This window comes from Niveispirillum sp. (genome assembly GCF_017996735.1).
Taxonomy (GTDB): domain Bacteria; phylum Pseudomonadota; class Alphaproteobacteria; order Azospirillales; family Azospirillaceae; genus Niveispirillum.
This window is the reverse complement of the sequence record NZ_JAGOGJ010000016.1, coordinates 41,651-56,043: the sequence shown is the minus strand read 5'-3', so window position 1 is coordinate 56,043 and position 14,393 is coordinate 41,651. Positions and strand designations below refer to the sequence as shown.

10 protein-coding genes are annotated in these 14,393 nt (G+C 64.9%); 3 read left to right on the top strand and 7 right to left on the bottom strand.

Annotation, left to right across the window (positions count from 1 at the left end):
* Positions 1–58: 58 nt before the first annotated feature.
* The 3 genes from KBA48_RS08015 to recG form a co-directional block, all read right to left on the bottom strand.
* Positions 59–1,681: an ABC transporter substrate-binding protein gene (locus KBA48_RS08015; protein ID WP_292904998.1), complete on the bottom strand. Its 1,623-nt coding sequence runs from the start codon at positions 1,679–1,681 to the stop codon at positions 59–61.
* 87 nt (positions 1,682–1,768) lie between these two features.
* A complete protein-coding gene (locus tag KBA48_RS08010; RefSeq protein WP_292904996.1) occupies positions 1,769–3,322 on the bottom strand; it encodes an ATP-binding protein in 1,554 nt (517 codons plus the stop codon).
* Positions 3,323–3,424: 102 nt separating this feature from the next.
* Positions 3,425–5,506 (bottom strand): ATP-dependent DNA helicase RecG, encoded by a 2,082-nt coding sequence (gene recG / locus KBA48_RS08005; protein WP_292904994.1) that lies wholly within the window; start codon positions 5,504–5,506, stop codon positions 3,425–3,427.
* A gap of 94 nt (positions 5,507–5,600) precedes the next feature.
* Here recG and KBA48_RS08000 point away from each other — a divergent pair, with 94 nt between their 5' ends.
* Together KBA48_RS08000 and mfd are read left to right on the top strand one after the other, a co-directional pair.
* A complete protein-coding gene (locus KBA48_RS08000; RefSeq protein ID WP_292904992.1) occupies positions 5,601–5,876 on the top strand; it encodes a succinate dehydrogenase assembly factor 2 in 276 nt (91 codons plus the stop codon).
* 87 nt (positions 5,877–5,963) lie between these two features.
* On the top strand, positions 5,964–9,584 hold the full coding sequence (mfd, locus tag KBA48_RS07995) for a transcription-repair coupling factor (protein WP_292904990.1): 3,621 nt from the start codon (positions 5,964–5,966) through the stop codon (positions 9,582–9,584).
* Positions 9,585–9,642: 58 nt separating this feature from the next.
* Here mfd and KBA48_RS07990 read toward each other — a convergent pair whose 3' ends face one another.
* Positions 9,643–9,969, bottom strand: a complete 327-nt coding sequence (locus KBA48_RS07990) for a DUF1491 family protein (protein WP_292904988.1) — start codon at positions 9,967–9,969, stop codon at positions 9,643–9,645.
* A gap of 85 nt (positions 9,970–10,054) precedes the next feature.
* On the opposite strand from KBA48_RS07990, the gene surE reads away from it, so the two are divergent.
* Positions 10,055–10,819 carry a 5'/3'-nucleotidase SurE gene (gene surE, locus KBA48_RS07985; RefSeq protein WP_292904986.1) on the top strand — a complete coding sequence of 255 codons (765 nt, stop codon included), beginning with the start codon at positions 10,055–10,057 and terminating at the stop codon, positions 10,817–10,819.
* 63 nt (positions 10,820–10,882) lie between these two features.
* Here surE and KBA48_RS07980 read toward each other — a convergent pair whose 3' ends face one another.
* The 3 genes from KBA48_RS07980 to mazG form a co-directional block, all read right to left on the bottom strand.
* Positions 10,883–12,463 carry a peptide MFS transporter gene (locus KBA48_RS07980; RefSeq protein ID WP_292904984.1) on the bottom strand — a complete coding sequence of 527 codons (1,581 nt, stop codon included), beginning with the start codon at positions 12,461–12,463 and terminating at the stop codon, positions 10,883–10,885.
* Positions 12,464–12,671: 208 nt separating this feature from the next.
* Positions 12,672–13,448 carry an SDR family NAD(P)-dependent oxidoreductase gene (locus tag KBA48_RS07975; protein ID WP_292904982.1) on the bottom strand — a complete coding sequence of 259 codons (777 nt, stop codon included), beginning with the start codon at positions 13,446–13,448 and terminating at the stop codon, positions 12,672–12,674.
* A gap of 21 nt (positions 13,449–13,469) precedes the next feature.
* A complete protein-coding gene (mazG, locus tag KBA48_RS07970) occupies positions 13,470–14,279 on the bottom strand; it encodes a nucleoside triphosphate pyrophosphohydrolase (RefSeq protein WP_292904980.1) in 810 nt (269 codons plus the stop codon).
* Between the last annotated feature and the right edge of the window lie 114 nt (positions 14,280–14,393).

Here is a 14,393-nt window from a genome sequence, read left to right as displayed (position 1 = left end):
ATGGCGCCAAGTGCCCGCCATTGCAAGGGGCCGGGACAGGGGGCGGGGTTGCGGCCGCCTACTGCGTCCGGGGCGAAGCGGGTGCGATGACGGTGGCCAGGGTGTTGCCATCCACCCGCCCATCGAACCGGATATCCGCCCGCATGGCCCAGCGCCGGCTCGTATGCAGCAGGGGAATGACGGGCAGGTCGCGGCTGGCGATCACGGATACCTGCTGCAACAGCGTCTGCCGCCGTCCGCCATCCACCTCCACCATGGTCTGAGACAGCAAACGGTCCACCTGCGGATTGCTGTAACCATTGTGATTCTGATTGCCGGCCTTGATATCGGGCTGCACGCTGTGCAGCAATTCCCAGTCCGAATAGCCCATCTCACCGGTGACTGGCACCCAACTGCCAAGGAACAGGTCATAATCCCGTCCGCGCAGCACGGGCAGGGCCTGCCCGACGCTGATATAACGGATATCGAGTTGTATCCCCACGGCCAGAAGGTAGCGTGCCACCCCTTCGGCCACGCGGGCGAACGGTTCAACCGTGACAAGGCGCAGACGCAGCCCATCGGGCACGCCCGCCTGAGTCAATAATCGCCGCGCCTCGGCCTGATCATAGGCAAGGGCGGCGCCGGCGGTGAAACCCGGAATACCCGGCGGGGCCATCTGGTCCGCAGGCACGGCGCCGCCCTGCACGATCCGCCGGCTCAATCCCGTGCGGTCGATGGCAATGGCCAGGGCGCGTCGCACATTCCCATCGGATAGAGGGCTGGCAAGGTTGACCGTCAGCATCAAGGTGCGCAACGGCTTGCTGTCCACCACCTTGATATCCGTGCGGCCATTGAGGAATTCCAGCGTCTCCGGGACCACCTGATTGATGATATCCACCTCTCCCGCCACCAGCGCGCGGGCCCGGGTTGCGCCCGTCTCCAACAATATCTGCCGGACCCTGTCCCAATAGGGCGGCGTGTTCCAGTAGGTGCCGGCGCGGACCAGATCGGCCGACATGCCGCTGCTGAACGCGGCCAGACGATAGGGACCTGTCCCCGGCACCAGCCCCCGCGCGAACCGCTCCTCCGTCAGCGCCGCCAGCCCCTCGGCCATATCGGCGCATCCCTGGGACCGGTAGAGGCCTTTCCAGCCCTCCGGCGCGGGGATGATGGCAAGCAGGGAAAGGACATGCGGAAGCAGGGGCATCGGCCCCCGCGTGGTGATCATCAGGGTATTCGGATCGCGCGCCGATACCTGTTCCACCCCGGCGATCAGGCCCGCCAGCGCCGCGTGGCCCAGGCTCTCTACCCGGCAGAAGGTGAAGGCCACGTCATGGGGCGACAGAAGCTTGCCATCCTGAAACCGCGCACCGGTCCGCAGATGGATGATCCAGGTCCGGTCCCCTTCCATATGCCAGTCGGTGGCCAGCCAGGGCACGATGCCCAGCCCCTCATCAGGCAGGACCAGGGGTTCGAAGATGTGGAAGGCCAGGTTGCGGCTGTCAGCCGAATTGTACAGATGCGGATCGGCGGAGGCGGCTACGGCGTCCAGCCCGACACGCAGGACGGGTGATGGCGTATCGGCCGCCCTTGCCACGCCGTTGCCACCCCCGAGGCTGAGCGCGGCGAGAAACGCCAGCAGAAGCAGCCAGCACCCGGCAAACCTTTGTTCCTGTGCAAGGGGTGAGGTTGTCGCCGCCACGATTCCGCCGCTCCCAAAAGTAGCGCGGTGCACAGCCTATGCCATCGGCGCGGTGCTGAACAGGGTTTCTATCTAGCCTTGTAAATCTCAACCAATACCTGCAAGCAGGTCGCCTTCTGTCCGCGCCTCTGCCGCTTCAAGCGGGTCGGGCGCGTTCGGGTCACCGGCGGCTGTTTCACGCCCCAGATGCGGCAGTCCGATGGAGCGCAGGCCGCCGATCAGGGTCCGTTGAACGATGACGCCCCGCTGTTCCATATAGGAGAGCAGACGGCGGGCGCGGCCCGGCGACCGGCTGCCGCAGGCCCGCGCCACGTCAGCGTCGGAGGGGCAGGGTGCCTGGGCCAGCGCCGCACGGGCCAGCAGCAGGAAGACGCCCTGCATATCCTCCGGCAGGGTCTTGGCGGCCTTCTCGGCCTCCGTCCAGGCGGGATCGTCAGCCCCTTCGGCATCCACGCCCGCCCGGATCACCGACAGGCGCCGACGGAAACTGGGCATGTCCAGCGTTTCACCGCGCAAACGGTGGATACGGCAGCGGACCAGGAAATCCTGATACAACACGGCATCGGTGCGGAAGGCGGCATCCGGATCGGACAGGACCTGACGCAGTACCTCGTCCAGCTTCTCGTCATTCTCCGCTGCTTCGAACAGCGAGGGCTCCGGGTTCAGGGCCGCCGTGGCGGCCATTTCCGCCTGACGCTGACCAGCCAGACGCAATGCGGCGTTGATGTCGGGCTGCGGGGCGGGCGGGGTCCGGCGGACGGGCGGGGGCGGTGCCGCCAGTTCCTCTGCCGACGGTGTCAGGATCAGGTCGCGCGCATCCATGGGCGGCTGGTCGGGCAGGGGCATCAGCTTCGGGCTGCCCCCGCGCCCCGAGGTTTCCACCACGCCGATGCGGATGGGCAGGGGCCGGCGCGAGACGGCAGGCCCCAGCGCCACAAAATGCCCGCGTTGCAGGTCGCGGAACATCTCCGCCTGACGCCGTTCCATGCCCAAAAGGTCCGACGCGCGGGCCATGTCGATATCCAGGAAGGTGCGGCCCATCAGGAAATTGCTGGCCTCCGCCGCGACATTCTTGGCCAGCTTGGCCAGACGCTGCGTGGCGATGATGCCGGCCAGCCCGCGTTTGCGGCCCCGACACATCAGGTTGGTCATGGCGCCCAGGCTGGCCTTGCGCGCTTCGTCCGATACCTCGCCGGCGGCGGCGGGGGCGAATAGCTGGGCTTCGTCGACCACAACCAGCATCGGATACCAATGGTCCCGTTCCGCATCGAACAGCCCCCCCAGGAAGGCGGCTGCCAGACGCATCTGCCCTTCGATATCAGCACCTTCCAGGCTCAGCACCACCGACACGCGATGCTGGCGCACGCGGGCCGCCACGCGTTGCAGGCTTTGTTCGGTATGCTGGGCCGCGTCCACCACGACATGGCCGAACTTGTCGGCCAGGGTCACAAAATCCCCTTCAGGATCGATGACGCATTGCTGAACCCAGGGGGCGGACTGTTCCAGAAGGCGGCGCAGCAGGTGCGATTTTCCCGACCCGGAATTGCCCTGCACCAGCAGGCGGGTGGCCAGCAGTTCCTCCAGGTCCATCGTGGCGGGGCGTCCCTCCGCCGTCAAACCCATGTCGATGCCAACCTGCATCCTGAACCGACCCCGCTGAATTCCGTTGAACGCGCTCTATAGCGCAGCCGGGTGTCATTTGTAGAGCGGATAAGCACCCGCCTATCCAAGCCATGGCGGGTTTCACCCCGACCGCAGATATTTGACGGCTGCATCCCGCTCGAACAAATACAGCAATGTCCGCAGCGCCTGGCCCCGCTCGGTCTCCAGTTCGGGGTCGCGGTTGATGATCAGGCGGGCATCGTCGCGCGCCACGGCCAGCAATTCCCCATGCACGGCGATATCGGCCAGCCGGAATTCCGGGATGCCCGACTGCTTGGTGCCCAGCATTTCGCCGGCCCCGCGCAGTTCCAGGTCCTTCTCTGCGATGATGAAGCCGTCCTCTGTATCCTTCATCACCTGCAAACGCTGCCGCGCCACCTCGCCCAACGGCTGGTAATAGAGCAGCAGGCAGGTACTGGCCCCGGTGCCGCGCCCCACGCGACCGCGAAGCTGGTGAAGCTGTGCCAGGCCGAAACGTTCGGCATGTTCGATGACCATGATCGTGGCCTCGGGCACGTTCACGCCCACCTCGATCACGGTGGTGGCTACCAGGACGTCCAGCCGGCCCTCGGCGAAATCGGCCATGACCTTGTCCTTGTCCGGCCCCTTCATCTTGCCATGGATCAGGCCGACACGGGTACCCAGCCGTTCGACCAGGGCGGCGTGGCGGTGGGTGGCGGCGGCCAGATCGACCTGTTCGCTTTCCTCCACCAACGGACAGACCCAATAGATGCGCTGGCCCGAGGCGATGGCACGGGCAAGGCCGCCCGCCACCTCCTCCAGCCGGTCGGCATGCATGACTACCGTCTTCACCGGCTGTCGCCCCGGCGGTTTCTCGTCCAGGCGCGACACATCCATGTCGCCATAGACGGTCAGGGTCAGGGTGCGGGGAATGGGCGTGGCGGTCATCACCAGCGTGTCCACGCCGCGCCCCTTGGCCGCCAGTTGCAGGCGCTGATGCACGCCGAACTTATGCTGTTCGTCGATGACGGCGATGGCCAGATCGGCGAACGTCACCTCCTCCTGGAACAGGGCGTGGGTGCCGACCAAGATGTCGATCTCCCCCGCTGCCAGCCGCTCCAGCAAGGCCGCCCGTGCCTTGCCCTTGTCACGCCCAGTCAGGACGGCCAGCCGCACGCCGGCAGCTTCGCACAGGGGGGCCAGGGTTTCCATGTGTTGACGCGCGAGGATTTCGGTCGGCGCCATCAGGGCCGCCTGCGCCCCCGTTTCCACGGCGTTCAGCATGCTCATCAGGGCCACGATGGTCTTGCCGCTGCCCACATCGCCCTGTAACAGGCGCAGCATGCGCGACGGATCTTCCATGTCGGCGTAAATCTCCGCCAGGGAGCGTTCCTGCGCGCCGGTCAGGCGATAGGGCAGGGCGGCAGAGACGGCGGCGCGCAGCCGCCCGTCACCCGCCGTCACCCGGCCCGACAATTTGCGTTGCTGCGCGCGCACCAGCACCAGCGCCAACTGGTTGGCCAGCAGTTCATCGAAGGCCAGCCGCTGACGCACCGGACCCAGCGGGTTGATGTCCGCCTCGTCCACCGGATTATGCAGGCGGGTCAGCGCGCTGTGCCAGTCGGGCCAATCCCGCGCCCGCAGCCAGGCGGCATCCTGCCATTCCGGCAATTGCGGCGCGCGTGTCAGGGCCGCCTGGATGGCGGTGCGCAGCGGCTTGGGGTTCAACCCGCCCGTCAGGGGATAGGTGGGCTCCGTCGCGGATGGCGGTGCGCCTTCATCGGCGGGGGCGGCGTGGTCCGGGTGGGCGATCTGAAGATGGTTATTGTAATATTCGGCCTTGCCGGAGACGGTGATCTTTGTGCCCACCGGCAGCTTCTGTTCCAGCCAGTCGCCCTTGATATGGAAATAGACCAGATCCATCGACCCGGTATGGTCGGTACAGCGGATGCGATAGGGCCGGTTATGGGCCAGCGACGGCATATGCCCATCCACCCGCACCGTCAGCACCACATGCCGCCCGTCGGGTGCCTCGGCGATGCTGGGCACCTGGATACGGTCCACCACACCCGATGGCTTGTGCCACAGCAGGTCGACCACATGCGGGCCCGCCAGCTTTTCAGCCAGCTTGCCAAGGCGCGGCCCCAAACCGGGCAGGCTGGTCACGGGGGCGAACAGGGGAAACAGGATGGCGGGACGCAAGGGCTGACCCTATCTGACACGAACGGGGCAGGGGACGGCTGACAGCCGCCCCCACAGGTTCTATATCAAAGCCCAGCTTCAAACCGGAACCAAGATGATGATCGATCTTCCCGACGCCGACCTGTCCCCCCGCCGCAAGCGCCTGATCTTCCGCAGCGACCATCGCGGGACCAAGGAGATGGACCTGCTGCTGGGTTCCTTTGCCCGCAAACATATCGCCACGATGGATGAGGCGCTGGTTGACCGGTTCGAGGTTTTGTTGGAACTGTCAGACCCCGATCTTTACAACTGGATCACGGGACAGGAACCGACGCCGCCCGAATGGGACGAACCGCTGATGGACATGCTGAAGGCGCATCGTTATCGGTAAGGGGGCTTTGTCCCTGTTTTGTTCCCATCCGCCGCGTTCCCTGCTATACAGGCCGCCCCCGCGCCGACAGCCGCAAAGCCACGCGTCATGAGCATGATCCCCACGCCCGATATCGCCCTGAACCTGGGCCATCCGCGCCGCCTGCTGTTGTCCGGCGCGCCGGACGGGCAGGATGCGCGCCTGCTGGCGGCGCTGGCCAGACGGGGGGGATCGGCGGGGCTGCTGCATATCGCCAGCGATGATGCCCGCGCGGCGCGGTTGGCCGACGTGGTGTCCTTCTTTGCACCAGAGGTGGAGGTCCTGCATTTCCCGGCCTGGGATGTGCTGCCCTATGACCGCATCTCCCCCAACGGGGAGATCGTGGCCCAGCGCATCACCACCATGACAAGGCTGCTGCGGCCCAGTGCGGGTAAGCCGTTCCTGGTGCTGACGACGGTGAATGCGGTGGTGCAGAAGCTGCCTCCGCGTCTGGCATTCCGTAATGCCAGCTTCGCGGCGAAGGTGGGCAGCCGCATCAATGTGGCGGAGCTTCAGCGCTTCCTGTCTCAGAATGGCTACATCCGCGCGCAGACGGTGCGGGAGCCGGGGGAATTCGCCATCCGGGGCGGCATCATCGACCTGTTCCCACCGGGCAGCGGGGAGGCCTTGCGCCTGGACCTGTTCGGCGATGATCTGGACGGGGTGCGCAGCTTTGATCCCATGACGCAGTTGACGGTGGAAAAGCGCGACGGCTTCCTGCTGACGCCCATGTCGGAGGTGTTTCTGGACGAGATGTCGATCCAGCGCTTCCGCACCGGCTACCGCGAGCATTTTGGCGCCGTCATGGATGACGACCCGCTGTATGAGGCGGTCAGCGCCGGCCGCAAACATGCGGGCATGGAACATTGGCTACCGTTGTTCCACAGCTCCATGGAAACCCTGTTCGACTATCTGCCCGACGCGTCGGTGACGCTGGACCCCAATGTCGAACAGGCCCGCGATGAGCGGCTGGAACAGATCCAGGATTTCTACACTGCCCGCCGCACCATGGTGGAGGCGGAGAAGAAATCCGGCAACCCGGCCTATAAGCCCATTCCGCCCTCCCTGCTGTTCCTGGATGGCGATACGTTCGACCGGCATCTGGCCGTACGCGCGGTGGCCCAGCTTTCCCCCTTCGCATCTGTCGAGGGGGAGACGTCCAACAAGGACATGGTCGATGGCGGCGGGCGCAAGGGCCGCGATTTCGCCGATGCCCGCGTACAGTCCGGCGTCAATGTCTATGACGTGCTGCGCGAGCATATCGAGGCGCTGACCCGTGACGGGCGGACCACCGTCATCGCCGGCTATACGACCGGGTCGCGTGACCGGCTTCTGTCGGTGTTTAAGGAACATGGGCTGTCGCGGTTGAAGGCCGTGGATGCCTGGGCCGACTTGGGCACTCTGGACAAGGGTACGACGGCGCTGATTGTGCTGCCGCTGGACCATGGCTTCACGGCCCCCGGTCTGGCTGTCATCACCGAACAGGACATATTGGGCGACCGTCTGGTCCGCGCCGGCTCCAAGAAGAAGCGCCGCAACGCCAATTTCATCGCCGAGGCCGCCTCGCTGAACCCCGGCGATTTCGTTGTCCATATCGATCATGGCATCGGCAAATATGACGGGTTGGAGACGCTGACCGTCGGCGGTGCCCCGCATGATTGCCTGCGCCTCATCTATGATAGCGGCGACAAGCTGTATGTGCCGGTGGAGAATATCGAGGTCCTGTCCCGCTATGGCAGCGAGGAGGCGGGCGCCACATTGGACAAGCTGGGCGGGGCCGGCTGGCAGTCGCGCAAGGCCCGCGTCAAACGCCGCCTGAAGGACATGGCCGACGCCCTGTTGCGCATCGCCGCCGAACGCGCGCTGCGCCGCGCCGATGCGGTGCCCATTCCGGATGGCGCCTGGGACGAATTCTGCGCCCGCTTCCCTTATGCCGAAACGGACGACCAGCTTCGTGCCATCGATGATGTGATCGAAGATATGGGCTCGGGCAAGCCGATGGACCGCCTGATCTGCGGCGATGTCGGCTTCGGCAAGACGGAAGTGGCCCTGCGCGCCGCTTTCCTGGCCGTCATGGCGGGCCGGCAGGTGGCGGTGGTGGTCCCGACCACCCTGCTGGCGCGCCAGCATGCCCGGACCTTCGAGGCACGGTTCGCCGGTCTGCCGGTACAGATCGGGCAATTGTCGCGCATGGTGACGACAAAGGACAGCAACCTGACCAAGCAGGGCGTGTCCGATGGCACCGTCGATATCGTCATCGGCACCCACGCCCTGCTGGGCAAGGGTGTGGATTTCAAGCGCCTGGGCCTGGTCATCGTCGACGAGGAACAGCATTTCGGCGTGAAGCAGAAGGAACGGCTGAAGGAACTGCGCGCCGACGTTCACGTCCTGACCCTGTCGGCCACACCCATTCCCCGCACACTGCAACTGGCTTTGTCGGGCGTGCGCGAATTGTCGGTGATCGCGACGCCGCCCGTGGACCGGCTGGCCGTGCGTACCTTCGTCCTGCCCTTCGATCCCGTGGTGATCCGCGAGGCGATCCTGCGTGAACATCACCGGGGCGGGCAGAGCTTCTATGTCTGCCCGCGCGTGGAGGATCTGGACAAGGTCCGCGTCCGGCTGGAGGAACTGGTGCCGGAGGTGAAGCTGATCACGGCCCATGGTCAGATGGCGGCGACAGAGTTGGAGGACGTCATGACGGCCTTCGACGATGGCAAGTACGACGTGCTGCTGGCCACCAACATCATCGAAAGCGGTCTGGACATCCCGCGCGCCAACACCATGATCGTCCACCGCGCCGACCTGTTCGGTCTGGCCCAGCTTTACCAGATCCGTGGCCGCGTGGGCCGGTCGAAGGTGCGCGGCTATGCCTATCTGACCTATCAGCCCAAGACGGTTCTGTCGGCGACCGCACAGCAGCGGCTGCATGTCCTGGAAACGCTGGACAGTTTGGGGGCAGGCTTCCAGCTTGCCAGCCACGACATGGATATCCGTGGTGCCGGCAATCTGCTGGGCGAGGAACAGTCCGGCCAGATCCGTGAGGTCGGGGTGGAGCTTTACCAGCAGATGCTGGAGGAAGCGGTGGAGGCGGCACGTGGTGGCCTGTCCGACCTGCAGGTGGCGGAGGATGCCTGGTCGCCGCAGATCGCGCTGGGCATGCCCGTCCTGATCCCCGACAATTACGTTCCCGACCTGGGTGTGCGCCTGACGCTCTATCGCCGCTTGTCCGATCTGGACAGCAAGGAGGAGGTGGAGGCGTTCGGCGTGGAACTGATCGACCGTTTTGGCAAGATGCCGCCGGAGGTGGATAATCTGTTGCGCCTGATGGAGATCAAGCGACTGTGCCGGGAGGCGGGCGTGTCCAACCTGGATGCTGGCCCGAAGGGTGCGGTGATCGGCTTCCGCAACAATAACTTCAAGAACCCGGTCAAGCTGGTGGAGTTCATTCAGAAGCAGGCCGGTACCGCCAAGTTGCGCCCCGACCATAAGCTGGTGTTCCTGCGCCCCTGGGAGGCGGAGGAAACCCGCATGGCGGGGGCCCGCACCCTGATGCAGGCCCTGGCCCAGATGGCCGCCGGGCAGAAGGTGACGGCCGACCTTCCTCCCCCGCCGCCACCGCCTCCTCCCCCGCCGCCGCCCAAGCCGCTGGTGAAACGGCCCCCGTTCGGGGCGGCAAAACGGCGCTGGTGAGGGGTGGTACGGCACCAAGTGGCGCCCTACCGGCGGTCAAACAGTTCGACCCTCGGTATCACACGATAAAGGGATTGCTACCGTCGCGCGTTTCCACCTCGATCACCCAAAGGTCGGGGTCGCGCTTAACATGACGTTCGACAAACTCCCGCGCCGCCAACTCGTCAATCATGGCGCCGCTGGCACCCGGTTGCCAGCCCAGCTTGCCGTTGATGTCGCGGCCCTGGCTGAACATCAGGCTTCCCTGGAACGGCACGGTGACCTTCAGCAGAATCAGGCCGCTTTCCCTCTCCCCCTTGCGCAGCACATAGGCCGGTATCCCCGCCGCCGACAGGCGCCAGAGATGGCTTTGCACGAACAGATGGGTGGGTAGGCGTTCTTCCATGGTCTCTGGGTCCTGTTCTTGCTCGACTTCAAACGCTTGTTCGATTTGAATGGGGTTGTCTCTAACCACCATGTCCGGACCCGCCATGCAAGCCCCGACCGCCCCCCTGTTCCAGCGTGCGCTGTTGACCAATGATGACGGCGTGGACGCGCCGGGCATGGCGGCCCTGTTGGAAGCGGTAACACCGCTGGCGCGGGAAGTCTGGGTGGTGGCCCCTGAACATGACCAGTCCGGCGTGTCGCGCGCCCTCAGCCTGCACGGTCCTCTGCGGGTGCTGGAACGCGGTCCCCACCGCTTTGCCGTGACGGGGACGCCCAGCGACTGCGTTATTATCGGGCTCAGCCACATCCTGAAAGACAATCCGCCTGACATCGTCTTTTCCGGCATCAACCGGGGGGCCAATCTGGGGGAGGAAGTGGGCTATTCGGGCACCGTCAGCGCCGCCCTGATGGCGCGTATGTGCGGCGTGCCGGCCTATGCCATCAGCCAGGCCTGGCGCGACCGCAACAATGTGCGCTGGCATACCGCCATTTCCGGACTGGACGCCATCGTCCGCCGGTTCGGCGCCGCCCCGGCCAGCGTGCTGAATGTGAATTTTCCCGATGTGGAGCCGGCAGAGATCGCCGGTGTCAGCGTCACGCGGCAGGCGGAACCGGGAAGCATGGTGATGGGCGTGGAAAGCCGGGAGGATACGCGCGGCTTCCCCTATCACTGGCTGTCGATCCGCCGCCATCCGGGGCAGGGGGCGGACGATACCGATATCGGGGCCCTGCGCCGCAAGGAGATCAGCGTCACACCCATCGGGTTTGACATGACGGATCACGCAATGCTGAAAGCCCTACGCGGATAAGATAAAGAGGGCCGTCCGGATCGCGCCGGACGGCTCTTTTACATGCAACATGAACCGGAAGGATCAGGCGGCCTTGCTGCCCTTTTCTTGCGTGTGCATGTCGGCTGCGTCCGTGTGCATCAGCTTGCGGATCAGCGGGGAGGCAACGCAGACAGCAACGCCGATACCACCGGCCCAGATCAGCAGATCGTAGAACACGCCCGTATAGACTTTCAGGCTTTCCTGCGGGGCCAGAACGGCACCACCCTCGGCACTGGCGCTTGCGGCATCGGCGATGAAGCCGGCCAGATAGTGCGCGCCGGCCGACGACAGGAACCAGACACCCATCATCATGGCCGTGATGCGGGCCACTGACAGGCGGCTGATCATGGACAGGCCGACGGGTGACAGGCACAGCTCGCCGGTCGTGTGCAGCAGGTAGGCCAGGACCAGCCAGATCACGCCGGTCTGCGCGTCCTCACCCACAACGGCCCCGCCGATGACCAGGGCGCCGAAGCCCAGCGCCACCTGGATGATGGCCAGACCGAACTTCATCGGCGTCGACGGCTCCATGCCCTTGCGGGCCAGCGCCACCCACAGCCAACTGAACAGCGGGCCCAGCAGCACGATGAACATCGGGTTGAAGACCTGCACGACCGAGGCCGGAATGATCAGCCCGAACAGCGACCGGTCGGAATTGCGGTCGGCGAACAGGGTCAGCGAGGTGCCGGCCTGTTCAAACAGGGTCCAGAACACCACCGACAGCGAGATCATGATCATCATGGCGATCAGGCGGTCGCGCTCGATCTTTGTGCACTGGGTGATGGAGAACCAGATCAGGCCGACAACGACCAACCCCACGACGGATAGCAGCAGCGTGCCGACGACATGGTGGTTCTGCACAAGCTGCCAGTTGATCAGCACGCCGATGATGGCGGCGATATAGATCATCCATTCCAGCGACAGGCCAAAGGCCCGCGGCTTGGACAGTTTCACCGGATCGGGCGCTTCGGAATTGCGGTACCACTTGGTGCCGCGCGCAAAGACGATCAGGCCGAACACCATACCCAGGCCGGCCAGACCGAAGCCGTATTTCCAGCCATAGGTCTCGCCCAGGTAACCGCAAGCGATGGTGGAGAAGAAGGAACCCAGGTTCACGCCCATGTAGAAGATCGTGTAGCCGGGGTCGCGACGGGGGTCATCCTTGCTGCCATACAGCTTGCCGACCATGGTCGAAATGTTGGACTTCAGGAAGCCCACGCCGGTGATGATGAAGGCCAGCGACAGGAACATGATCTGGTCATAGGGCGACTGACGCTCGACGACGCCATTCACCACCTGCGCGGGCGCGCCTTCGAAGGCCATGCCGATATGGCCGCAGACCAGCAGCAGTGCGCCCAGCATTACCGCCTTGCGGCTGCCCAGATACCGGTCGGCGATCAGGCCGCCGATGACGGGCATTGCATAGTTCAGGGAGGCGTAACTGGCATAGATGAAGCCGGCCGTCCCGTCGCTATAGAGGAAATGCTTGACCAGATAGAGGGTGAGAAGGGCGCGCATGCCATAGAAGGAGAAACGTTCCCACATCTCGGCAAAGAAAAGCGGCGCCAGACCACGCGGATGCCCGAAAAAACCCCGTTCAGGGTCGTTTGATATCCAAGCCATTGCAGCCTTGTTGTGTTTGGATGCTGAGGATGGGCCGCTATAGCATGTTTGTAACGCCCGACATAGGGGGCAACTGTAGCGGACTGTGACGGTGATCACAGGGGCCGATCGGGCATTGTCCAGGCCCGATTTCGGCCAGCCGGGGAAGATGCCGTGACGTGGCGGCTTCACCTTCCCCGGCTGTCAGGGTTCGCAAAACGACGTCTGCTTACGCCTTCGGCGCGCGGTATACGCCCAGCGCGCCCGGCCCCTGGGTCGTGGGCATGATCTCCACCCTGTTCACATTAAAATGCGGCGGCAGGGTCGCGGCCCAGGTTACCGTCTCTGCTACGTCCTCGGCCGTCAGGGGCACCGTGTCGGCATAGACCTTGGCCGCCTTTTCGGCGTCGCCCTTGAAGCGCACCAGGCTGAAATCGGTCTGCACCATGCCCGGCTCGACACAGGTGACGCGCACCCCGGTGCCGATCAGGTCGGCGCGCAGCGACAGGCTGAACTGGGTCACAAAGGCCTTGGACGCGCAATAGACATGCCCGCCGGGATAGGGGTAGGAGCCGGCGGTGGAACTGATATTGATGATATGGCCGCGCCCGTGCTCCACCATGCCCGGCAGGATCAGGCCGGTGATGATGGCCAGCGCCTTGTCATTGGTGTCGATCATCACCTCCCAATCGTCCAGGTTGGACTTGAAGGCGGGATCGGCGCCCAGCGCCAGTCCGGCATTGTTGACCAGCAGGTCGATCTCGCCGAATTCGGCGGGCAGGGCGGCCAGTTCCGCCTCCACCGCCTTGCGGTCGCGTACATCGAACTTCATCAGGTGGACGGGCGTTTCGATCTCGCTCAGCAGACCGTCGAACTTGGACAGATCACGGCCCGTCAGGATCAGCTTCGAGCCCAGCGCGGCAAAACGCCGGGCGAAGGCGGCGCCAAAGGCCCCGGTGGCGCCGGTGATCATCACCACCTTGGGGGCATAGGGAACGTTGGTCATCTCACTCTCTCCCGTGCTTCATCACATGCCGCGTTCGGTCTTCTTCGCCTCGACCCAGAGGGACTCCATCTCTTCCAGGGTGGAGGTCTCTGGCTTTTTTCCTTGTGCTTCAAGGTTTTGTTCGACAAAGCGGAAGCGGCGGTCGAACTTGTGGTTGGTGCCGCGCAGGGCCGTTTCCGGGTCGATATCCAACCGGCGCGCCAGATTGACCAGCGCAAACAGCAGATCGCCCAGCTCGTCCTGCACGCGGGCCTTTTCCATTGTCGCGGCCTTGATCTCGGCCCGCAATTCGCCGATCTCCTCCTCGATCTTGTCCAGAATCTCATCGGCGCGGGTCCAGTCGAAGCCGACGCGGGCGGCGCGCTTCTGCAATTTCACAGCGCGCGTCAGGGCGGGCAGGCCGGGCGTGATCCCGTCCAGGGCAGAGGGCGGTATGCCGCTGGCGGCGGCCTTCTCGGCCCGCTCCCGCGCCTTCAACTCCTCCCAATGCTTGACCTGATCATCGGCCGTGTTGACCGACACCTCGCCGAACACATGCGGATGGCGGCGGATCATCTTGTCGGCGATATGGCCGGCGATGGCGTCGAAATCGAACAGGCCGCGTTCCTTGCCCATCTGGGCATAGAACACCGTCTGGAACAGCAGATCGCCCAGCTCGTCCTTCACGGCCATCATGTCGCCCGACAGGATGGCGTCCGCCACCTCATAGGCTTCCTCGATCGTATGCGGGGCGATGGTGGCAAAATCCTGCTCCAGATCCCAGGGGCAGCCGCCCTGCGGATCGCGCAGCTTCGCCATGATCTCCAGCAGGCGGGTGGTATTGTCCGTCATCGCAACCGCATCCATGTTCGGGTCCGGCCGCGACCTTATCGGACGCCGCGGGCCGATGCCAGGGGGCGGCTTGCCCGCAACGGGAATTGGCCCCATGCGATGACCAGGGGCCGG

Excerpts from the sequence above, each read along its gene's own strand:
- mfd (WP_292904990.1), top strand. The coding sequence starts at position 5,964 with ATGAGCATGATCCCCACGCCCGATATCGCCCTGAACCTGGGCCATCCG.
- KBA48_RS07990 (WP_292904988.1), bottom strand. The coding sequence starts at position 9,969 with ATGGAAGAACGCCTACCCACCCATCTGTTCGTGCAAAGCCATCTCTGG.
- KBA48_RS08000 (WP_292904992.1), top strand. The coding sequence starts at position 5,601 with ATGATGATCGATCTTCCCGACGCCGACCTGTCCCCCCGCCGCAAGCGC.
- KBA48_RS07980 (WP_292904984.1), bottom strand. The coding sequence starts at position 12,463 with ATGGCTTGGATATCAAACGACCCTGAACGGGGTTTTTTCGGGCATCCG.
- KBA48_RS07975 (WP_292904982.1), bottom strand. The coding sequence starts at position 13,448 with ATGACCAACGTTCCCTATGCCCCCAAGGTGGTGATGATCACCGGCGCC.
- KBA48_RS08010 (WP_292904996.1), bottom strand. The coding sequence starts at position 3,322 with ATGCAGGTTGGCATCGACATGGGTTTGACGGCGGAGGGACGCCCCGCC.
- surE (WP_292904986.1), top strand. The coding sequence starts at position 10,055 with ATGCAAGCCCCGACCGCCCCCCTGTTCCAGCGTGCGCTGTTGACCAAT.
- mazG (WP_292904980.1), bottom strand. The coding sequence starts at position 14,279 with ATGACGGACAATACCACCCGCCTGCTGGAGATCATGGCGAAGCTGCGC.